Genomic DNA, 19,626 nt, shown 5'->3' on the forward strand with positions numbered 1-19,626 from the left:
CTCTGTCTCCGTGATGAGTCGCACACCCTGTGCGGGGCCCCTGCTAGGGTTTACAGCTGGCGAGCCGCCCCTGTCATGTCCAAACTGCTTGTCATGGGGAGCAGCACATGCAGACGATGCACCTGCCGCGAAATAACCAAATTCAACAAGTCTGACAATGACACCAGCCTGGATTGTGTACGCATGGCCGCGAATCTTGTGTGATGTACAGCGTCTGCCTCGCCTGCAGTTCGCGCATTTGAGCACGCGAGTTCTGGTCGCGGGAGATGAGGATCACCCGGCCATGGGGCAAACCCTGTGGACGGGGGAGTCCGAGTGGGGCGCCGCCGGCGTCGCCTGGGACTGGGTCCGCATGCCTTACGGCATGGTCTCGATGGTCGATCCGATGGCGCTGGTGACCAACATGCAGTTCCTGAACCGCGCGGGCGAGGTGCTCGCGCCCATGGAATCGGCCATCCAGCTCAACGGCATCGTGCACATGCTGCCGTGGCAGGAACAGGTCCAGCTGGCCCTCGCGCTGCGCCACTGAGGCCAGAAGCACCGGCCTCACGAGCGACGCCGCGGCTTGCCGCGGCGTCGTCGTTCACGGCCGGCTCAGCGCGCCACCGCCGCGCGCATCGAGCGCGACACGAAGCTCAGGCCGGCCACGGTCAGCGCCACGCCCGAGATCACCGTCGGCAGGACCTTGGCCAGGGTCAGCGCCTCGCCCTTGAGCACCTGCATCATGAGCAGGTTCTGGCCCAGGCCCGGCACCCACAGGTGCCAGGAGGCCTCGCCGCCCGGGTTGACGATGGCCACCATCGGCGTCAGCGCCACCGCGGTGATGACCAGCGTGGTGCTGGCCTGCGCCTCCTTGAAGGTCTTGGTCCGGATGGCCAGGGCCATCAGCACCGCCGACAGGCCCATGCCCAGCGGGATCTGCAGCAGCAGGAAGCGCAGCGCCTCGCCCCAGCCGAACTGGAACATCGCCGCCAGCGCGTCGCTGCGCATGAGCAGCTGACCCGGCAGGAAGCTGAGGTTGGAGAGCACCGCCACCATCAGCCCGGCCATCAGCACGGCGGCCCACTTGCCCACGACGATCGCGGCATGCGGCGCGGGATTCACCAGCAGCGGCTCGAGCGAGCCTCGCTCGCGCTCGCCGGCGGTGGAGTCCAGCGCCGCGGTCAGCGCGCCGTAGAGCACCGCCATCATGATGAACATCGGCAGCATCTGCGTCAGCCGTGTGGCACGCGCCTGCACGCTGGCCAGGTCGCGCTCCTGCACGTCCAGCGGCCGCAGCTGCTGTGCGCTCAGGCCGCGCATCGCGAGCAGCAGGCCCGCGCGCTCGTTGCCGAAGCCCTGCACCAGCCGGTTCAGCGCGCCCATGCCGGCCTCGGCGCGCTGGTTGGCGCTGTCGCTGACGATCTCCAGCGTGGCGGGCTCGCCGCCGGCCAGGAGGGTCTCGAAGTCCGCGGGCACGACCAGCACCGGGTCGGTCAGCTTGCCGCTGCGCAACTGGGCCTCGTAGTCGGCCGGCGCGGCCTTGATGGTGTAGGTCTGGCGCTCGATGTAGTTGCGCAGCGTGGGCGCGTGCCCGATGCCCGCGACCAGCACCTCGCGCTGCTCGGCGCGGTCCTGCAGCGAGGCGGCCAGGCTGGACATCAGCACCAGCATCAGCGGCCCCATCAGCACCGACGGGATCATCAGGCGCAGCAGCGTGCGGCGGTCCCGCAGCGCGTCGACGATCTCCTTGGCGAAGACGGTCCGGAAGGCTTTGAAGAAATCGAGGCTCATGCGGCGGACTCCTGATGGCGGCCCGGTTGCGGGGGTGGGGTGCCGGGGGCGTGCTCAAGGGCGGCCTCCTCGGGGAAGGCCAGGTCGACGAAGGCGTCCTCGAAGCGCTCGCGGCCGGTCTGCGCGAGCAGCCCCGCCACGGTGCCGGTCGCGACCGAGCGCCCGTGCGACATCACCACCACCTGGTCGCAGAGCAGTTCCACCTCTTGCATGATGTGGCTCGAGAAGACGATGCACTTGCCGCCGCCGGCCGGCGAGCGCAGGTGCCGCAGCACCTCGCGCAGCGCGCGGGTCGCGACCACGTCCAGACCGTTGGTCGGCTCGTCCAGGACGATGTTGGCGGGGTCGTGCACCAGGGCGCGGGCCAGCGCGGTCTTCATGCGCTCGCCCTGGCTGAATCCGTCGGCGCGGCGGTCCAGGATGCGGCGCATGTCCAGCAGGTCGGCCAGCGCCTCGGCGCGTGCCTGGGCCTGGTCCATCGGCATGTCCTGCAGCCGCGCGAAGTAGACGATGTTCTCGCGCGCGGTCAGGCGCGGGTACAGGCCGTGGGCGTCGCCGAGGATGCCCATGCGGCCCAGGGCCGTGCGCGGGCTTTTGAGCACGTCGACGCCGTCGACCTCGATGCGGCCGGTGTCCGGCGGGAACAGGCCCGCCAGCATGCGCAGCGAGGTCGTCTTGCCCGCGCCGTTGGGGCCGAGCAGGCCGGTGATGCGGCCGTCGGGCGCGTCGAGGTCCAGATGCTCGACGGCGACGACGGTCTTGGCCGGCGCGCCGCGCTTGCCCAGCAGCGTGCTCAGCGAGAGCCCCTTGCGGGAGCCGCCGCGGGTCTGGAAGGTCTTGTGGAGCGCTTGGAGGCGGATCATCGGTCGGTCTCCCGGGCGGCAGCGGCGGAGGCGGCGGCCGCGACGGTCGCGGCCGTGGGCGGCAGGTAGGGCGTCGGGCGCGGGATGAGCTGGGCGCAGGAGGCGTCCACGCGCAGCGCGTCGTCGTCCTGGGCCGCGTCGATGAAGCGGTAGACCACGTCGCGCATGCAGCCCAGCGTCATCGCCACGCCATGGCCGGCCTGGGGCACGACCACGTGCACCGCGCGCGGGCCCAGGGTCTGGGCCACGCGGGCGCCGTGGCGCGGCGGCGTGGCCGGATCGGCACCGCCGCTCAGCACCAGCACCGGGGTCTTCGCCGTCGGCATCGTGTAGAAGGCCGGCGGCACCTCGCCGCGCGGCCAGGCGCGGCAGACGTTGGCGTAGAGATCCCGGTCCAGCGTGCCGAAGTCGGAGGAGGGCGCGTCGGTCGACCGGGCCAGGCGCGGGGCGTCCTCGGCGCAGATCACCGAGAAGTGCATGCCCTCGGCCAGGCGCATCGCGCGCGAGCCCCCGCCGAGCTGGCCCGCCAGGCCGGCCACCGCCTCGAACCGGCCCTGCGCCGCCTCATGCAGCGCCGCCGGCAGGGCGGACGCGGCGGCGGGCACGTACAGCGGCGGCCGGATCATGCCCAGCAGCGCCTCGCGCGTGAGGGTGAACTGCTCGGCCTTGCCGGTCACCGGGTGGGTGACGCCGACCTTGCGCGGCAGGCTCTTGAGCAGGCCCTGCCATTCGGCGCGCAGCTCGGGATAGCGGCCCCGGCAGGCGGCATCCGCCGCGCAGCCGTCGAAGACCTGGTCCAGCGCCGCCTGGCCGTCGCGCGAGAACGAGGCCGGCAGCACCATGTCCGGCGGCGCGACGCCGTCGATCACCGCGCGGCGCACGCGCTGCGGGAACTGGCGCTGGTACTCCAGCGCCGCGCGGGTGCCGTAGGACGCGCCGATCAGGTTCCAGCGCTCCACGCCCAGGGCGGCGCGCACGGCGTCCATGTCCTGCATGGCGATGGGGGTGGTGAACATCCGCAGGTCGCCGTAGGGCAGCTTCTCCAGCGCGACGCGGCAGGCGTCGAGCAGGCGCAGCTTGGCGCCGGGCTGGGTCAGCTCCTCCAGGTCGCGGCCGCTGGTGTCGGGGCATTGCAGCGGGGCGGAGCGGCCGGTGCCGCGCTGGTCGACGAAGACCAGGTCGCGGCGGTAGTTCAGCCGCGACAGGCGCGGCAGCACCGAGCCCGTCAGCGACACGGCGCTCTGGCCGGGACCGCCGGCCAGCAGCAGCACCGGGTCGGGCAGCTTGTTGCGCGCCAGCGCGCGCACGACGACGAAGCGCAGGTCGATCTGCTTGCCTTCGGGATGCGCGGGATCCAGCGGACGGCGCAGGCTGCCGCACTGGACCTCGGTGGGCACGCCGTCGACGCGGCAGGGCGTCAGCGTGGCCAGACCGTTCGCGGAGAGCGAGGAGGAGGCCGCCGGGCCGCGTGTGCCCGCGGGCGGCTCCGAGGATGCGCCGGACGTGGCGGGGGCCTCCGGCGTCGACGGCGCGGGGCCGGCGGCGGGTGGGGCGGCGAGGGCCTCGGCCGCGAGCAGCGCGAGCGCCACGGTCAGGGTCGGCAGGGACAGCGGGGGCCGGGCTCGGGGGCCAGGTCTTGCCCCGGGAAGCATGCGCATCTTCACTCCTCCACAAAGTGCCGCCGATTATGGCCAGCGGGAGGAGGCCTGCCGTTAGGGACCCGCCAGGGGGGAGGGCTCGCTTTCCCTGCGTCCGAACATGCCCCAGCCTTCCATGCTCATGACCTGCTCGTCCTTCTGGTTGAAGACTTCCCAGCCCGAGCGCACCAGGCCGAGGGTGGGGCGGCTGCGGCTGGCCTTGGTCTCGAGGACGGTCATGCGCACCCGCAGCGTGTCGCCGGGGCGCACCGGCTTGAGCCAGCGCAGGTTGTCGATGCCGGGCGAGCCCTGGCTGGTGGAATCCAGCAGGTAGGCGTCGCACATCATGCGCATCACCATCGCGCAGGTCTGCCAGCCGCTGATGGACAGGCCGCCCAGCACGGAGGCGTCGGCGGCGGCCTCGTCCAGGTGCAGCGGTTGCGGATCGTAGGCGGCGGCGAAGGCCAGGCCCTCCTCGCGGTCGACGAAGCGCGAGCCGAACTCGCGCACCTGGCCGACGGCGAAGTCCTCGAATGCGTAGGTCTTGGGAGTGCTCATCGGTGGCGGGGCGCCGGACGGCGCCGTGATGCTGAAGCGTCCGACTGTAGGCGGCGGCCCGACGGGCGGCTGGCGCGCCGGCGACAGCCCCGGGGATGGCCCCGACATTGCGCGGTGATTCGCGGGCGCGTATGGTGCCCGGCGACCTTCCCCCGAACGGTTCCACGACCTCTTTGAAGGAGACCCCCATGAAGCTCTATTACAGCCCCGGCGCCTGCTCGCTGTCGCCCCACATCGTCCTGCGCGAGGCCGGCCTGGCCTTCGAGCCCGTGCTCGCCAGCACCAAGACCCACAAGCTGCAGGACGGCACCGACTACTACGGGATCAATCCCAAGGGCTACGTGCCGCTGCTCGAGCTCGACGACGGCCAGCGCCTGAGCGAAGGCCCGGCCATCGTCCAGTACATCGCCGACCAGGCGCCGGACAAGCAGCTCGCGCCGGCCAACGGCACGCTGGCGCGCTATCGCCTGCAGGAGTGGCTCAACTTCATCACGACCGAGCTGCACAAGACCTTCAGCCCGCTGTTCAATCCGGCGATCAACGACGAGGCCAAGGCCGTGTTCCGCGCCAAGCTGCACGACCGCTTCCAGTGGATCGACAGCCAGCTCGAGGGCAAGCAGTACCTGATGGGCGACGGCTTCACCGTGGCCGACGCCTACCTGTTCACCGTGTCGAACTGGGGCCAGCACGTCGGCGTCGACGTGTCCGGCTATCCGAACCTGGTCGCCTACCGCGGCCGCGTCGCGGCTCGCCCGGCGGTGCAGGAAGCGATGAAGGCCGAGGGCCTGCTGAAGTAATCCGCTCGCTGCCTGCGACGGCCCTCACCCCCGCCCCTCTCCCGCGCGGCGGGCGAGGGGAGTCGGTGCGCCAGATGCGCGGTGGTCAGCCCCTCGCGGAGTTCCGCTCAGGCATTGGTGCGCTCCTCTCGGAGTACACCTGAGCAAGGGTGAACCCCTCTCCTGCCTTGCGGGAGAGGGGAAGGTGCGCGGGTAGTCCCCGCGGGCCTCAACCCTTCTTCTTCAGCAGCGACTCGCAGGCGCCCTTGTCGGACGCCTTCTGCTTGGCGCAGACGCCGTCCAGCTGGGTGCGCAGGCGCGTGAGCGCCGCGTCGTGCTGGCCGTTCGCGTTCCAGGACACCAGCTGGCTGCCCACCTTCTGCAGCGAGCGCGCGCTGCGCTCGTAGAAGGCGCCCTTGTCCTTCTCGGCCTCGGTCAGCAGCTGCGCCGCGGCCTTCTCGATGCGGGCCGAATCCTGCGGCGCCAGTTCCACCAGCGCGCTCAGGTAGTTCGAGCCCCACTGCAGACGTGTCGCCGGGCCCTCGCTCTTGTTGAAGGCCTCCTCGTACCAGCGCAGCGCCTCGTCCTTGCGGCCCTGCTTGCGCGCGTTGCCGCCCAGCTGGCTCATCAGGTAGTAGGGGCTGTGGCTCTTGGCGATCGACGACTTGAGCAGCGCGTCGCTGTCGCTCCACAGGCCGGCGCGGCCCAGCAGATAGGCGGCGGAGGTGATCACGGCCTGGCGCTCATAGCCGTCGGTGATCTCCTTGTCGGCTTGCGCGGCGTGCGCCTTGACCTCGGCCTGCAGCGCGGCGGGCAGCTTGGGGTTGAGCGCGTTGCGGTCCTGGTCCAGGCGGGCCAGCTCGACGCGCGCCACCAGCGATTGCAGGCGGTCGGCCCGCGACAGCGAGGCATCGCCCTGGAAGCGCTTGAGCACGCCATCGAACTTGCCGATCAGCGCCTGACGATCGGCACCGGCCGCGGGGGCCAGCGCGCGCACGATGTCGTCGGCGTTGTTGGTCAGCACGTCGGTCTGCGCGCGCGCGGCGACCGGGTCGGCCAGCACCTTCTCGACGCGACCGCGCAGCGCGGCGTCGGCCTTCAGCGCGCCGCCGCCCTCGGTGGACGCCAGGGCCTTGAGCCACAGGCGGGTGGTGGTCTCGTCGTCGACGCCCTGGCTGGCGGCGGCCAGCTTGGCCAGCAGCGCCGGACGCTGGGCGGCGGGGATCAACTGCTGCTCGTCGGTCTCCCACGAGTAGAAGCCCAGCAGCTTCCATTCATTGGCGCTGAGCTTCTTGCCGGCCTGCGCGTCGGCCAGCACGGTCTTGACCGGGCGGCCGCCGGCCAGTCCCAGCTGCAGCACGCGCAGCACCTGCGGGGCGTCGACCTCGCCGGGCAGGCGGGTGAGTTCCTGACCGTCGTTGTTGAACAGGATCATGGTCGGATAGCCGCGCACCTTGAAGCGGGCGCCCAGGCGCTGGGCGCCGGGGTTGTCGCCGTCGATGTGGACGGCGACCACGGCGCGCGACTGCTCGATGAAGTCGGCGCGGTTGAACAGCGTGGCCTTGAGCTGGTTGCAGGGCGGGCACCACTTGGCGCCCCAGTACAGCAGCACCGGCTTCTTCTCGCCGCGGGCCTGCGTGAAGGCGCGCTCGATGTCGGCGTCGCCGGAGGCTTCCTGCCAGGCCACCGCGGCGGTGGCGCTGGACGCCGCGGCCGAGGCCGTCGCCGTGGGCATCAGCGCCGGCGTCAGGCCCGCGAGGGACAGGGCGGCGGCAAGGACGGACAGGCGCAGGCGGCGGTGCATCGTGGCGGTGGTGGTCATGGTCGTCGCCGGCCTCGTGAGCCGGTCGTGGCGGGTGAAGGGAAGCGGCGGCGCGCGGACGCGCCCCGGGCCGGCGGCGGGTCGCCGCGGCGAGCGGGCATTGTGGCGCCGGAAATCCGCCCGCGATATGCGGGAGGGTTCTAGCCTTGCTCGTTCTTCGCCCGAGGTCGGCATGACTTTCGGCCGGGCGCCGCGGGCGCGCGCAGCGTGCCCCGTGCGGTCCTCCGCCGATCCGGACCCTCAGCTGTCGGCGAGCGCGCGGCGCGTGGCCGCGTCGGCCGGGAAGAAGTGCTCGACCCGCAGCGAGGCCAGCGTCACGTCCAGCGGCGAGCCGAAGCTGGTGAAGGCCGAGAACAGGCTCAGCGGCCCCGCCGACGAGCGCAGGCGCGTGTGCAGCAGCGGTGTGTGCGCCTGCTGCGGGACGCGCGTCGGCACATGCGGGCGCAGGTCCTCCAGCAGGGGCTTGAGCTCGGGGAAGTGGGCGGCCTCGTGATTGGCGCGGCTCCACAGGGCGGCGCAGACCTCGTCCTCGTTCTCGCACAGCGCGCGCAGGCCGCCGGGTTCCAGGCAGGCGCGCAGCAGGTTGAATCCGGGTCGCAGCGCCGCGTCCGCGTCCACGCCCAGCAGCGTCATGAGCCGGTGCGCGCCGCGGTTGGACATGACCAGGTTCCAGCCGCCGTCCAGTACCAGCGCCGGCGCGGGATCGTGCGCCTCGAGCAGGTGATGCAGCGCCTGGCGGACCTCCGCGAGATCCGGATCGTCGAGCGAGCGCCGCGGGTAGTGCGGCGCATAGCCGGCAGCCAGCAGCACCTCGTTCCGCCGGGGAAGCGGCGCCTCCAGCGCGTCGAGCAGCGCGATCAGCATCTCGCGGCTGGGACGGGCGCGGCCGGTCTCGATGCAGCTCAGATGGCGCTGGGAAACGCCGACGCGCAGGGACAGTTCCAGCTGGCTCAGTCGGCGCTCGCGGCGCAGCTCGGGGAGGAGGGCGGTGACGGGGCTCATGCGGTCCATGCTAGCGGCCGGCCCGCTGGCGGCAATGACCTCGGAGGTCATTGAGGCCGTGCGCGCCGCGGCCGAGACTGACGCCATGTCCCACCCTACCGATGAGCGAAAGGAACCCATCATGCTGAAGATCCTCCTGGCCCTCGTTCTGGCCGCGTTCGGCGCGTACTCGATGGTCGTGATGTTCGAACTGGGCTATCTCGGCCTGTGGAAGGCGCTGCTGGAAGGGCCGGCCAGTCGGCAGGCGCTGGCCGACCTCATGATCGCGAGCGTGCTGCTGCTGGGCTTCCTCTGGCGCGACGCACGCCAGCACGGGCGCCGCTTCTGGCCCTACGCGCTGATCACGCTGGCCGCCGGATCCTTCGGGCCGCTGCTGTATCTGCTGCTGGCGCCCAAGCCCGCCGCGACGCCGGCCGACAGCGCCACCCGGCCCCTTCAGGCTTCGCCCAGCAAGTCCTGACCCTCGTCCAGCGGCGGCGGCTCGGGCGTGGCCTTGGCCAGCGCCATCCAGGTGGCGAAGTCCGGCCGCATCGCCCGGCGGGGCGCCGGTCGGCCGAGCTCGAAGCGCAGGCCGTCGCCGCCGGCCAGCTCATGCGCGAACAGCACGCCGAAGGCGGGTGGAATCTCCGCCACCGTCGCGATGCCGGCGCGCAGCACGTACCAGCACTGGCCGCTCAGCGCGAGATAGGCCTGGGCCTTGGCGGGCCGCCGCAGCTCCGCGAGCAGGTCGGCGCGGCTCACCTTGATCTCGTGGACCGCCGGCTCGAGGTAGTCCTCGACCGTCGTGTTGCGGACCGAATAGACGTCCGGCATCGCATGGACCCACTGGAGCCGCTCGGGCTCGTCCTCGCGCGGCAGGCCGGCCCGCAAGGACAGGCCGCGCCACACGACGCGGCCGGCGCGCTGGAGCTCCCTCGCCGTGCGCGTCACGAGGTCCTCGTGCCGGTCCCGGGCCGCGCGGTTCTTGCGCAGGCCCAGGTGCAGCACCTCGATGCCGGGCGTGGTGAGATGCAGGGTCTCCCGACCCTGCGGATCGAGCCGGCGCTCCAGCCAGCCCAGCGCCAGCAGTTCCACCTCCAGCATGTCCTGGCAGGGCCAACCCGCCGAGCGCCAGAGCTGACGCAGCCGGCGGATCTGCAGGACGGTGGGACGAGGTGCGGCGTCGGACATGCGGCGATCTTGCCGCAGGCCCCGGACGCGCGGCGTCAGCAGGGACGCCGCGTCGCGCGGGCTCAGCGGTCCCGGCGCAGCACGCCGCTGGGCTGGGCCTCGCTGCCCAGCATCATGACGGTGTACAGACCGCCGGACTGCGAAGCGAAGCTGGGCTCGGTGAACAGCGCGGTCGTCGACGCCGACGAGCTGACCGTGAGCAGGGCCGAGGCGCTGGGCGACACGGTACCCGCGCCATAGCTGGCCGGCGCGATCCCGCCGGCCAGCGCGCCGTAGTTGACGTTGAGCGTCAGCGCCTGGTTCAGGCCGTTGAGCACCCGCACCCGGGCCAGGCCGGCCGTTTCCGGGAGCCGGTTGTCGTCGGTCAGCAGGTCGACGATGGGCGCGGCCGCATCGCCACGCATCAGCACGGTGTAGTCGCCGCCCGCGACCAGGGGCGCGAGATCCCGGGACAGGTCCTGCGCGTTGACGGTGCCACGCAGGTTGCGGGAGCCGGCGTCCACCAGCTGGTACTCGCCGATGGCGGGTGAGAGCGCGCCCTTCAGCAGCGGCCGGCCGTTCCAGGTCGTGTCGATCGCGATCGAGGGCGTCGCCACCACGAGCCGCACCCGGGCCGAGGGGTTGTCCACGCGGGTCAGCGCACCGCGTTGCTGCAGCGTCAGCGCGTGGACCAGCGTGCCCCCGGTGCTGCCGCGCAGGATCAGCGTCGTCACCTGACCGGACTCGAGCTTGAACGCCGGCAGGTCCAGCCGGATCTCGTCGCGCTTGGCGGGGTCGGTCACGCGGATCCGGTAGGTGCCGGCCGCCTGCGTCACGTAGCCGCTGCCCACGCCCGCGGCCAGGCTGGCGGCGAAGGGCGATGAACCGGTCAGCGCGGCGTCCGGCGCCGTCACGAACACACTCACCGGGCCGGCGTCGGGGGCGAGGTTGAGCACCATCAGCTTGCTCTGGCCGGACGCCGGCTCGGTCTGGTCTTCCTGCAGCAGGCTGGTCCGGATCGCCCCGGGCCCGCCGTAGGCGATCAGGGTGTGGCTGACGCCCTTCTTGAGCGTGGCGGGCGTGGCGGCAAGGTTGGCGGTCGAGTTCGCGCCGCGCAGCTGGAGCGTCGCGGTGCCGGCGGCGCGATTGCCGTACTCGCCGACCGCCAGCGCGCCCACGCTCGCGGACAGCTTGTCCTTGTCGGACATCAGGTCGATGGCGCCGGGATCGGCGCCGGCGTTGAGCAGGCGGATTCGCGCGTCGTCACCGGAGCCGCCACCACAGGCGGTCAGGGTGGTGGCCAGGATCGCCAGGGAGGCGAAGGTCGCGAGGGAGGAGCGTCGGGAGAGGGACATGGTGTCGGGCGAGGCGCCGCGGGATCGCGGGCCGAAAGTCGGGAGGACCTGGGAGCCTAGGCAGCCCCGCCCGATCCGGCACTGGCTGGAAAGGGTGGATGACCCGCCCTCATCCCCTGATGTGAGCCATCCGACAGCACGAACGTGTGGAAGAAGAACGCCGCGGGGCCTCGGACCTCGCGACGAAAAAAAGGCCACGCCTCGGAAGAGGACGTGGCCAACAGGGAGGATTTCTCGTCGGGCCGCGCGGGGCGGCCCGTGGCCGGATCAACGCCGCGGGCGGCGTCCGGCGGGCATCGCGTCGATCAGCGTTCCTTGCGCAGGGAGCCGACCATCGACGTGCTGTCGCCCATCACGAAGACGGTGTAGACGCCGTTGGCCTGGATGGCCAGCGAGCTCAGGCTGTAGACCGGGGTCGCCGAGGCCGGCGAGTTCACGGTCAGCAGCGAGGAGGTCGTGGCGGCGGTCGTGGTCGGCGTGGACGAGGTCCCCGCCAGCACGTTGGAGGCCAGCGCGCTGTAGTCCACGTTCAGCGTCAGGCCGGCCGAGGCGTTGGCCACGCCGTTGACCAGGCGGATCTTGGCGGCGGTCGAGGTCGTCGGCAGCTTGTTGTCGTCGGTCAGCACCGTGAGCTGCGGTGAGCCGGCCGGGCCCCAGACCATCAGCGTGTAGTCGCCGCCGGCAGCCAGCGTCGGGAAGCTCGGGACCTGCAGTTGAGCGCCGTTGACGAAGATCGTCGGGGCGGTGGCGCCGGTGGCGATGGTCTGGTAGTCGCCGATGGTCGGCGCCGTCGAGGTGGGCAGCAGCTGGGTGGAGCCGATCGACCCCGCGACCAGCGCGTTGCCGCCGACCGCGGCCACCAGGCGGGCGCGGGCGGTGCTGTTCGGGAAGTTGGTCGTGGCGCCTTGCTGGATCACCTGGATGCCGTTGACCAGCACGCCGCCGGAGGAGCCCGTCAGCACCAGCGTCGACACGCCTGCGTCGGGCAGGGCGATGCTGGGGATGTCCAGACGCAGGTCGGACTTGCTGCCGCTGGCGGTCAGGCGCACGCGGACCGTGCCGCTGTTGAAGGTCAGGTAGCCGCTGCCCGAGCCGGCGGCGATCGCCGCGGCCGAGGTGGAGGCGCTGTCCAGCGTCTCGCTGGTGCCGGTCACGTAGACGTCCAGCGCGCCGGCGTCGGGGGCCAGGTTCAGGATCAGCAGCTTGGACTTGCCGGCGGCCGGGACCTCCTGGTCTTCCTGCAGCAGCGTGGTGCGGACCGTGCCGGCGGCGCCGTACGCGATCATCGTGTAGTGGCTGCCCGCGGTCAGCGAGGGCGTGGTGGAGGCCAGCGTGCTGCCGACCGAGTTGCTCTGCACTTCGGTGCCGGTGGCGCCGGTGTTCACGTCGGCGTAGGTGCCGACGCCGGCGTAGGTCACGCCGCTGTTGACGGTCGTGCTGTCGACCGCCATGTCCAGCGACGCGTAGCCGATGCTGGCGTTCATCAAACGCATGTGCGCGGTGCTGCCGCTGCCGCCGCCGCCGCAGGCAGTCATCAGGGCCGCGGTGGCCAGACCCAGGCCCCAGGCCCATTTCGTGATTCGCATCGTCCTACTCCGAATGTGGATGGCGGGATTGAACGGGGGGCGTGTTGCTGCGGCTTGTGGCGGCATGCCGGGTTTGTGAAGTTGCATATCAAGGCCGACACAGAGTTGCCGGGCCATTGCCGCCGCCCCCCGATCACCGGGACCGGGAACGCCCGCGAGGCCGATGGCCACGGGCATCCGGGTCTTCCCGTAGCCGGCCGCGACTTGGGCGAGTCCCTCTAATCGCGCGCGTGAGGCCGGCGCTAGCATCCGCGCGATGAACGCCTATCCACAGCTGCTGTCGCCCCTGGACCTGGGGTTCACCACCCTCAAGAACCGCGTGCTCATGGGCAGCATGCACACCGGCCTGGAGGACTCGCGCAAGCATGTCGAGCGCCTGGCCGAGTACTTCGCCGAGCGCGCCCGCGGCGGCGTGGGCCTGATCGTCACCGGCGGCTACGCGCCCAACATCGCGGGCTGGGCCAAGCCCTTCGCCGGCACGCTGGCCACCGGTGGCGCGGCGCGCCGCCATCAGGCGATCACCCGCGCGGTGCACACCGAGGGCGGCAAGATCGCGCTGCAGATCCTGCACACCGGCCGCTATGGGTATCACCCGTTCAACGTCTCGGCCTCGGCGCTGAAGTCGCCGATCTCGCCCTTCACCCCGCACGCGCTGAGCGAGCGCGGCATCGAGCGCCAGATCAAGGCCTTCGTCCGCTGCGCCGTGCTGGCGCGCGAGGCGGGCTACGACGGCGTCGAGGTGATGGGCTCCGAGGGCTACTTCATCAACCAGTTCCTGGCCGCGGCCACCAACCAGCGCACCGACGGCTGGGGCGGCGACTACGCCCACCGCATGCGCCTGCCGGTCGAGATCCTGACCCGCATGCGCGAGGCGGTGGGGCCGGACTTCATCATCATCTACCGCCTGTCGATGCTGGACCTGGTGCCCGGGGGCAGCAGCTGGGACGAGGTGCTGCAGCTCGCGCGCGCCGCGACGCGTGCCGGCGCCACCATCCTCAACACCGGCATCGGCTGGCACGAGGCCCGCATCCCGACCATCGCCACCAGCGTGCCCCGCGCCGGCTTCGCCTGGGTCACGAAGAAGCTGCGCGACCAGTTGCGGGCCGAGGGCCTGGACATCCCGCTGGTGACCAGCAACCGCATCAACACGCCCGAGGTCGCCGAGTCCGTGCTCGCCGACGGCTCGGCCGACATGGTCTCGATGGCGCGCCCGCTGCTGGCCGATCCGGCCTTCGTCCGCAAGGCCGCCGAGAACCGCGCCGACGAGATCAACACCTGCATCGCCTGCAACCAGGCCTGCCTGGACCACGTGTTCAAGCAGGAGGTCGCGTCCTGTCTGGTGAATCCGCGGGCGGGCCACGAGACGCTGCTGCGCATCGTGCCGGTCGAGTCCACCGCCAAACGCAAGCGCGTCGCCGTGGTGGGCGCGGGACCGGCCGGCCTGGCCGCCGCGACCACGCTGGCCGAGCGCGGTCATGAGGTCGCGCTGTTCGACTCGGCCACCGAGATCGGCGGCCAGTTCAACCTGGCCAAGCGCATCCCGGGCAAGGAGGAGTTCCACGAGACGCTGCGCTACTTCAAGCGGCGGCTGGAGCTGCTGGGCGTCGCCCCGCGGCTGGGGCGGCGCGTCGCCGCCGACGAGCTGATGGACTACGACGAGGTGCTGCTCGCCACCGGCGTCACACCGCGCGATCCGCGCATCCCCGGCCAGGCCGAGGGCGTCGCCCGGGGTCAGGTCTTGAGCTATCTGGAAGTGCTGCGTGGCGAGAAGCCGGTCGGCCGCCGAGTCGCGGTGATCGGCGCGGGCGGCATCGGCTTCGACGTGTCGGAGTTCCTGCTGGAGCAGGGCCACTCGCTGGCGCTGGACGCGCCGGCCTGGCGTCGTCATTGGGGCGTGGGCGATCCGGCGGACGCGCGCGGCGGCCTGGTGAAGCCCGAGCCGGTGCCGGTCGATCGCGAGATCACGCTGCTGCAGCGCCGCGCCGGCAAGCTCGGGGCGGGGCTGGGCAAGACCACGGGATGGATCCATCGCGCCGCGCTGAAAACGCACGGTGTACAGATGGTCGCCGGCGTGAACTACGAGCGCATCGATGACCAGGGCCTGTGGCTGAGCCGGGGCGAGGAACGCGGGGATCCCGAGCTGCTCGCCTGCGACACCGTCGTGCTGTGCGCCGGCCAGGAGCCGCTGCGCGAACTCGAGGCCCCGCTGCGGGCCGCGGGCCGGTCGGTCCATCTGATCGGGGGGGCGCTCGAGGCCAAAGAATTGGACGCAAAGCGTGCAATCCTGCAGGGAACGACGGTGGCGGCCTCCCTGTAAACCCTATCGGGCTCTCAAGCCAGGCACCGATACTCCGAAGGTCGTGCGAGAGGGAACGCCCGTGATCCGCGGGCGGCCGATGAGGGGGCCAGTTGTTGCCCCTCCCACATACCAACAATGCCTGGCACCGATCCAGGCGTGACACATGCGCCTTCGCCTGAACCGTCGTTGGGGACGCCTGACCGTGTCCGCGCTGTCGCTGGCGTGCCTGAGCACGTCGGCCGGGGCGCATGCGTCCGGCGCGGCCGCCGCTTCCAGCGCGACGGTCAAGTCGATGGCGGCGCGGCTTCCCGCGTGGATCGACTCGGGCAGCACCGTGTTCTGGCTGGGCGCCGCCTGTGTCGTCGGCGGCATCACGATGGGCGTGCTGGTCAGCCTGTTCGTGCAGCAGCGCGGCCGGCTGCAGCGCCGCCGCGAGGAACTCAAGCGCGTGCGCCGCGAGCGCGCCCGTCTCAGCGCGCTGCTCAACGCCATCCCCGATCCGATGTACTTCAAGGACGCCAGCGGCGCCTATGAAGGCTGCAACCCCGCGTTCGAGCGCGCCGTCGGCCTGACCGAGAGCGAGCTGATCGGTCGTCGTGACGCCGACCTGCCCAATCCGCCCGGCTGGGTGGACACGCAGTCCGACGGCCGCAGCCTGGTCTGGCAGGACGGCGAGGCGGGCGACGAGACCACCGACGCGCGCTGCCTGGACGTGCTCAGCGCCCGGGTCCGCGACGAGGACGACGAATACCTGGGCCAGGTCGCCATCGCACGCGACGTGACCCAGCTGCAGCGCGCCACCGAGGCCGCGCGGCGCGCCGCCACGGTGTACGAGCACTGCGGCGAGGGCATCATGGTCATCGACCATCAGCTGCGCATCTGCGACGTGAATCCGGCGCTGGTGGCGATGATCGGCCACGACCGCCAGACGCTGCTGGGCAAGCGCCCGCTGCTGCTGCGCGACAGCGAGCAGGACCCCGAGAAGCTGCGCGCGCTGTGGGCGCAGGTCGAGGCCACCGGCAAGTGGAGCGGCGAGGTCACCGAGCGCCACAAGAGCGGCGATTCCATCCCGATGTGGGCGACCTTCGTGAGGGTGCCGTCCCCGTCGGGCGACCCGGAGCAGGTGCAGTACCTGAGCGTGCTGACCGACATCTCCCGCATCAAGCAGACCGAGGCCGAGCTGCTGCACCAGTCGCTGCACGACGCGCTGACCGGGCTGCCCAACGCGGCGCTGCTGCGCGATCGCATCGCGCGCCAGATCGGCAACGCGCAGCGCGAGCACACCTGTGTCGCGGTGCTCTACATCGATCTGGACGGTTTCCGCGACGTCAACGACATCGCCGGCCACGCCGCGGGCGACCAGGTGCTGTTGACCGCCGCGGCGCGCTTCGCCAACGTGACGCGCCTGAGCGACTCGGTCGCGCGGGTGGGCTCGGACGAGTTCGTCGTCGTGCTGTCGGGCCTGGTTGACGAGGAGACCGCGATGCGGCTCGGCGACCGCCTGATCCAGGCGATGGACGAGCCCGTGGTCATCGACCACCACAAGTTCAATGTCGGCGCCAGCATCGGGCTGGCGCTGTTCCCGGCCGACGGCACGCACGTCGACGAGCTGCTGCGCAACGCCGAGGTGGCGATGGTGCGGGCCAAGCTGCATGCGCGCGGCTCGGTGCAGGCCTACCGGCCGGAGCTGACGCAGGCGGTGCAGCACCGCTTCGAGCTGACGCACGCGCTGCGCCAGGCCAACGAGGCGGCGCAGTTCCGCATCGAGTACCAGCCGCAGGTGCGCCTGAGCGATGGCCAACTGATCGGCGCCGAGGCGCTGCTGCGCTGGCGGCATCCGACGCGCGGCCCGATCTCCCCGGCGGACTTCATCCCGCTGGCCGAGGAAACGGGCCTGATCATCCCGATCGGCCGCTGGGTGCTGGAGCAGGCCTGCGCGCAGGTGGCGCGCTGGCAGGGCCAGGAAGGCAAGCCGCAGCAGGTGGCGGTGAACGTCTCGGCGCGTCAGTTGCGCCAGCCGGACTTCATCGAGACCCTGGACTACATCCTGGCCGAGACCGGCTGCCCGGCCACCGCGCTGGAGCTGGAGGTGACCGAGAGCCTGCTGCTCGAGGACGCCGAGCAGGCGATCAGCCTGATGACGCGCCTGCACAAGCGTGGCGTGCGGGTGGCGATCGACGATTTCGGGACGGGGTATTCGTCGCTGGCCTATCTGAAGCGGATGCCGGTGAGCACGCTCAAGATCGACCGGAGCTTCGTCCACGAACTGGGCAGCGATGCCAACGTCAACGCCATCGCCCGCACGGTGATCGTGCTGGCGCGCAGCCTCAACCTGGACGTGCTGGCCGAGGGCGTCGAGACGATGGAGCAGGCCGAGTGGCTCCGCCGCGAGGGCTGCGACTGGGCGCAGGGCTGGTACTACGGCCGCCCGATGCCCGCCGAGGACTTCATCGTGACCCCGCCGCCCGAGCCGCTGCGCCGCGCGCCGGTGAAGCGCTTGCAGCTGGCTTGAGTCGGCGGTACGCCGAGAGAAGACCCTCACCCCCGCCCTCTCCCGCAAGCGGGAGAGGGAGTGAACAGCGAACGTTCGAGTGAGCAGCGATCGTTCAGGTGAACAGCGAACGTTCGGATGAACAGCGATCGTTCAGGTGAACAGCGAACGTACGGATGAACAGCGAGCGCACCGACTCCCTCTCCCGCTTGCGGGAGAGGGCTGGGGTGAGGGTCTTCGGGCTTGCCGTACGCCTTACACCCTCTTCATCCTCACCTCACAGCCCACTGGAAGACTGCGTCATCCGTTGCACTTCCCGACGATTCGAAAACCCCGCGCATGTTGCGGTGCAGCAGAGTCGTCCTAAGCTGTCCGCATGAGCTTCGCCGTCCCCTCCACCCTGAGCGACTCCACCCCGCTGCTGCCGTACTGGCACCTGTTCACCCGCCTGGGCGAAGCGCAGGTCCTGGCGCCGCTGGCTGTCGTCGCGTTGCTCGGCCTGTGGGCCTGCCCGACCCAGCGCGGCGTCGCGCGTCGCTGGCTCCCTGCCTTCCTGACCGTGCTGGCGCTGACCCTGGGCTCCAAGGTCGCCTTCATGGGCTGGGGCATCGGCAGCGCCGAATGGGACTTCACCGGCTTCTCCGGTCACGCGATGAGCGCCGCCTCGGTGCTGCCGCTGATCGCCTGGCTGGGCCTGCAGGCCATCGGCTCGGCGCCGTTGCGGTTGACCGGCTTGTCGCTGGCCTATGCGCTGGCGGCGGCGATCGCCTACTCGCGGCTGCCGGTGGGCGCCCACTCGCCGTCGGAGGCGCTGCTGGGCTTCACGCTCGGCGCGCTCGCCAGCGGCGTGGCTCTCGCTCGACCGCTCAAGGAAGCCCTGGCGGGGTCCCGCCAGGCCTGGCGCGCGTTCCGCCAAGGACGCGGCGCAGGAATCGACGGATTCGAGTCCCAGACCGGCGCGGCGCCCGCGCGCGTCCTGCGCCGCAGCGCGTTCCTGGCGCTGGGCATGGCCGCGATCCTCGCGATCGCGCCCTGGGCCAGCCCGCCCACCCGCAGCCACCAGTGGGTGACGGCGCTCAGCCTCAAGCTGTCAGGGCGGCCGGAGCCGTTCACACGCCATCTTCTCCATCGCCGCGCCGGCGGGGCGCGGACCCTGGCGTCGGCGCGCTGACGCAGACGTTCCATTCACGGGCGCTGAGCTCGCGCACTTCCAGCCCGCGCCGCAGCACGTAGCTCGAGTCGTGCCAGCTCTCGACCGGACCGGCGGCGGTACGCCGGGGTCGGCCCCAGAGGCCGGTCTCATGGCTGGCGTCCGGGCCACCGAAGGTGCTGCCCGCGCCGCCGCCGAAACTGCTGCCGGTGTCGGCGAAGCCGCTGGGCCATTCGCTGTCGAGGCCGCTGTCCTGCCGACCATCGAGCCGGCTGTCGAGCCGACTGTCGCCGACCTCGGCGCGGTGACCGCGGCCGCCGCTCGCGAGCGGCCGGGACGGGGCGCGCGGCGGCGGGGGATGCTGAGACCTGTACTTCATCTCGGAACTCCGGGGACCTGGGGGGAGGCACTCCATGGTGAGCCTGTTGCCCCGATGCCGGCAGCCCGCAGATGGAGGGGCCGACGGGGGAGGACATCTCCCCCTTGAAACCGCTTGATCCAACAGGCGGTGTGTGGAATGCACGCCCGGGCATCGCCCGGCACCGGGACGGGGCGCCGGGTACCTCGAGCCCGCCCGGGCGACGCCTCAGATCGGCAGCGCCGTCGTGTGCTTGACCTCCTCCATGACCGCGTAGGTCCGGGTCTCGCGCACGCCGGGCAGGGTCCAGATGGACGTGCCGATGAACTCCCGATACGCCGCCATGTCCGCCACCCGCGTCTTGAGCAGGTAATCGAAGCCGCCCGCCACCAGGTGGCACTCGAGAATCTCCGGTCGCGCCTGCACCGCCGCACGGAAGTTGTCCATGACGTCGTGGACGGTCCGGTCCAGCAGGATCTCGATGAACACCAGCATCTGCGCGCCCAGCTTGGCCGGGTTCAGCCGCGCCTCGTAGCCCAGGATGTAGCCGTCGCGCGTCAGCCGCTTGACCCGCTCCAGCACGGCGGTGGGGGACAGATGCACCTCCTCCGCCAGCTTCTGGTTGCTGATGCGCCCATCCTGCTGCAGCACGCGCAGAATGCGCAGGTCAATCTTGTCCAGGTCGTCGGCGCTCATGGTGGCTCCAGACCGGATTTCCTCCGGTCGATATGGCAATCATCCGAATTTAATCCAGGACGAACCTCTCTAGAGTCGCGCCGTTCACTATGGGGCCGGCCATGAACGGTC

General features: G+C 71.4%; 17 protein-coding genes. 6 read left to right on the forward strand and 11 right to left on the reverse strand.

Going from position 1 to position 19,626, the window contains the following annotated elements; translation table 11 throughout:
• The first annotated feature begins 157 nt into the window (after window positions 1–157).
• Window positions 158–529 (forward strand): DUF4902 domain-containing protein, encoded by a 372-nt coding sequence (locus MCHT01_RS14560; RefSeq protein ID WP_501193227.1) that lies wholly within the window; start codon window positions 158–160, stop codon window positions 527–529.
• A gap of 65 nt (window positions 530–594) precedes the next feature.
• Here MCHT01_RS14560 and MCHT01_RS14565 read toward each other — a convergent pair whose 3' ends face one another.
• From MCHT01_RS14565 to MCHT01_RS14580, 4 genes are read right to left on the reverse strand one after another with little or no spacing between them, the layout of a single operon-like run.
• Entirely contained in the window at window positions 595–1,773 is a 1,179-nt protein-coding gene (locus MCHT01_RS14565; RefSeq protein ID WP_067066061.1) for an ABC transporter permease, read from the reverse strand.
• On the reverse strand, window positions 1,770–2,636 hold the full coding sequence (locus tag MCHT01_RS14570; RefSeq protein WP_084452652.1) for an ABC transporter ATP-binding protein: 867 nt from the start codon (window positions 2,634–2,636) through the stop codon (window positions 1,770–1,772). Before MCHT01_RS14570 ends, MCHT01_RS14565 begins: the two co-directional genes overlap by 4 nt.
• Window positions 2,633–4,294, reverse strand: a complete 1,662-nt coding sequence (locus tag MCHT01_RS14575) for an alpha/beta hydrolase (RefSeq protein ID WP_245643301.1) — start codon at window positions 4,292–4,294, stop codon at window positions 2,633–2,635. The genes MCHT01_RS14570 and MCHT01_RS14575 overlap by 4 nt, the downstream gene beginning before the upstream one ends.
• 54 nt (window positions 4,295–4,348) lie before the next feature.
• On the reverse strand, window positions 4,349–4,831 hold the full coding sequence (locus MCHT01_RS14580) for a MaoC family dehydratase (RefSeq protein ID WP_067066062.1): 483 nt from the start codon (window positions 4,829–4,831) through the stop codon (window positions 4,349–4,351).
• 188 nt (window positions 4,832–5,019) lie between these two features.
• On the opposite strand from MCHT01_RS14580, the gene gstA reads away from it, so the two are divergent.
• Window positions 5,020–5,628, forward strand: coding sequence for a glutathione transferase GstA (gene gstA, locus MCHT01_RS14585; protein ID WP_067066063.1), 609 nt, complete (start codon window positions 5,020–5,022; stop codon window positions 5,626–5,628).
• A gap of 208 nt (window positions 5,629–5,836) precedes the next feature.
• Here the strand turns inward: gstA and MCHT01_RS14590 are convergent, their stop codons facing one another.
• Window positions 5,837–7,429, reverse strand: a complete 1,593-nt coding sequence (locus MCHT01_RS14590; protein WP_245643303.1) for a thioredoxin family protein — start codon at window positions 7,427–7,429, stop codon at window positions 5,837–5,839.
• Between the two features lie 240 nt (window positions 7,430–7,669).
• The gene (locus MCHT01_RS14595; RefSeq protein ID WP_245643304.1) at window positions 7,670–8,431 is read right to left on the reverse strand and encodes a helix-turn-helix transcriptional regulator; all 762 of its coding nucleotides are present in this window, start codon (window positions 8,429–8,431) and stop codon (window positions 7,670–7,672) included.
• Window positions 8,432–8,552: 121 nt separating this feature from the next.
• Between MCHT01_RS14595 and MCHT01_RS14600 the strand changes: the two genes are divergently transcribed.
• Window positions 8,553–8,891 carry a DUF2834 domain-containing protein gene (locus MCHT01_RS14600; RefSeq protein WP_084452654.1) on the forward strand — a complete coding sequence of 113 codons (339 nt, stop codon included), beginning with the start codon at window positions 8,553–8,555 and terminating at the stop codon, window positions 8,889–8,891.
• Here MCHT01_RS14600 and MCHT01_RS14605 read toward each other — a convergent pair.
• The 3 genes from MCHT01_RS14605 to MCHT01_RS14615 form a co-directional block, all read right to left on the reverse strand.
• Entirely contained in the window at window positions 8,867–9,601 is a 735-nt protein-coding gene (locus tag MCHT01_RS14605; RefSeq protein WP_067066065.1) for a hypothetical protein, read from the reverse strand. The two genes, MCHT01_RS14600 and MCHT01_RS14605, sit on opposite strands and share 25 nt — an antisense overlap.
• Window positions 9,602–9,663: 62 nt before the next feature.
• On the reverse strand, window positions 9,664–10,935 hold the full coding sequence (locus tag MCHT01_RS14610) for a DUF4397 domain-containing protein (protein WP_067066066.1): 1,272 nt from the start codon (window positions 10,933–10,935) through the stop codon (window positions 9,664–9,666).
• 305 nt (window positions 10,936–11,240) lie between these two features.
• Window positions 11,241–12,521 (reverse strand): DUF4397 domain-containing protein, encoded by a 1,281-nt coding sequence (locus tag MCHT01_RS14615; RefSeq protein WP_067066067.1) that lies wholly within the window; start codon window positions 12,519–12,521, stop codon window positions 11,241–11,243.
• A 256-nt stretch (window positions 12,522–12,777) separates the two neighbouring features.
• On the opposite strand from MCHT01_RS14615, the gene MCHT01_RS14620 reads away from it, so the two are divergent.
• The 3 genes from MCHT01_RS14620 to MCHT01_RS14630 all read left to right on the forward strand — a co-directional run bounded on the left by MCHT01_RS14620 (window position 12,778) and on the right by MCHT01_RS14630 (window position 18,482).
• Window positions 12,778–14,838 carry an oxidoreductase gene (locus MCHT01_RS14620; protein WP_067066068.1) on the forward strand — a complete coding sequence of 687 codons (2,061 nt, stop codon included), beginning with the start codon at window positions 12,778–12,780 and terminating at the stop codon, window positions 14,836–14,838.
• A gap of 145 nt (window positions 14,839–14,983) precedes the next feature.
• Complete coding sequence (locus MCHT01_RS14625) at window positions 14,984–17,332, forward strand: putative bifunctional diguanylate cyclase/phosphodiesterase (RefSeq protein ID WP_067066069.1); 2,349 nt, start codon at window positions 14,984–14,986, stop codon at window positions 17,330–17,332.
• A 355-nt stretch (window positions 17,333–17,687) separates the two neighbouring features.
• Window positions 17,688–18,482, forward strand: coding sequence for a phosphatase PAP2 family protein (locus MCHT01_RS14630; RefSeq protein ID WP_067066070.1), 795 nt, complete (start codon window positions 17,688–17,690; stop codon window positions 18,480–18,482).
• On the opposite strand, the gene MCHT01_RS26255 is transcribed toward MCHT01_RS14630, so the two are convergent.
• Window positions 18,421–18,840 carry a hypothetical protein gene (locus MCHT01_RS26255; protein ID WP_148661535.1) on the reverse strand — a complete coding sequence of 140 codons (420 nt, stop codon included), beginning with the start codon at window positions 18,838–18,840 and terminating at the stop codon, window positions 18,421–18,423. The two genes, MCHT01_RS14630 and MCHT01_RS26255, sit on opposite strands and share 62 nt — an antisense overlap.
• 207 nt (window positions 18,841–19,047) lie before the next feature.
• Window positions 19,048–19,515, reverse strand: coding sequence for an Lrp/AsnC ligand binding domain-containing protein (locus tag MCHT01_RS14635; protein ID WP_067066071.1), 468 nt, complete (start codon window positions 19,513–19,515; stop codon window positions 19,048–19,050).
• Window positions 19,516–19,626 lie beyond the last annotated feature (111 nt).

It is taken from the genome of Mitsuaria chitosanitabida ATCC BAA-476 = NBRC 102408 (genome assembly GCF_001598255.1).
GTDB lineage: Bacteria > Pseudomonadota > Gammaproteobacteria > Burkholderiales > Burkholderiaceae_C > Roseateles > Roseateles chitosanitabidus.

What these genes read in the sequence shown, in the direction of transcription:
- MCHT01_RS26255 (WP_148661535.1), bottom strand. Translation starts at nt 18,840, where the DNA reads ATGAAGTACAGGTCTCAGCATCCCCCGCCGCCGCGCGCCCCGTCCCGG.
- gstA (WP_067066063.1), top strand. Translation starts at nt 5,020, where the DNA reads ATGAAGCTCTATTACAGCCCCGGCGCCTGCTCGCTGTCGCCCCACATC.
- MCHT01_RS14575 (WP_245643301.1), bottom strand. Translation starts at nt 4,294, where the DNA reads ATGCGCATGCTTCCCGGGGCAAGACCTGGCCCCCGAGCCCGGCCCCCG.
- MCHT01_RS14610 (WP_067066066.1), bottom strand. Translation starts at nt 10,935, where the DNA reads ATGTCCCTCTCCCGACGCTCCTCCCTCGCGACCTTCGCCTCCCTGGCG.
- MCHT01_RS14595 (WP_245643304.1), bottom strand. Translation starts at nt 8,431, where the DNA reads ATGAGCCCCGTCACCGCCCTCCTCCCCGAGCTGCGCCGCGAGCGCCGA.
- MCHT01_RS14600 (WP_084452654.1), top strand. Translation starts at nt 8,553, where the DNA reads ATGCTGAAGATCCTCCTGGCCCTCGTTCTGGCCGCGTTCGGCGCGTAC.
- MCHT01_RS14615 (WP_067066067.1), bottom strand. Translation starts at nt 12,521, where the DNA reads ATGCGAATCACGAAATGGGCCTGGGGCCTGGGTCTGGCCACCGCGGCC.
- MCHT01_RS14570 (WP_084452652.1), bottom strand. Translation starts at nt 2,636, where the DNA reads ATGATCCGCCTCCAAGCGCTCCACAAGACCTTCCAGACCCGCGGCGGC.
- MCHT01_RS14605 (WP_067066065.1), bottom strand. Translation starts at nt 9,601, where the DNA reads ATGTCCGACGCCGCACCTCGTCCCACCGTCCTGCAGATCCGCCGGCTG.
- MCHT01_RS14580 (WP_067066062.1), bottom strand. Translation starts at nt 4,831, where the DNA reads ATGAGCACTCCCAAGACCTACGCATTCGAGGACTTCGCCGTCGGCCAG.
- MCHT01_RS14625 (WP_067066069.1), top strand. Translation starts at nt 14,984, where the DNA reads ATGCGCCTTCGCCTGAACCGTCGTTGGGGACGCCTGACCGTGTCCGCG.
- MCHT01_RS14560 (WP_501193227.1), top strand. Translation starts at nt 158, where the DNA reads ATGACACCAGCCTGGATTGTGTACGCATGGCCGCGAATCTTGTGTGAT.
- MCHT01_RS14620 (WP_067066068.1), top strand. Translation starts at nt 12,778, where the DNA reads ATGAACGCCTATCCACAGCTGCTGTCGCCCCTGGACCTGGGGTTCACC.
- MCHT01_RS14635 (WP_067066071.1), bottom strand. Translation starts at nt 19,515, where the DNA reads ATGAGCGCCGACGACCTGGACAAGATTGACCTGCGCATTCTGCGCGTG.
- MCHT01_RS14565 (WP_067066061.1), bottom strand. Translation starts at nt 1,773, where the DNA reads ATGAGCCTCGATTTCTTCAAAGCCTTCCGGACCGTCTTCGCCAAGGAG.
- MCHT01_RS14590 (WP_245643303.1), bottom strand. Translation starts at nt 7,429, where the DNA reads ATGACCACCACCGCCACGATGCACCGCCGCCTGCGCCTGTCCGTCCTT.
- MCHT01_RS14630 (WP_067066070.1), top strand. Translation starts at nt 17,688, where the DNA reads ATGAGCTTCGCCGTCCCCTCCACCCTGAGCGACTCCACCCCGCTGCTG.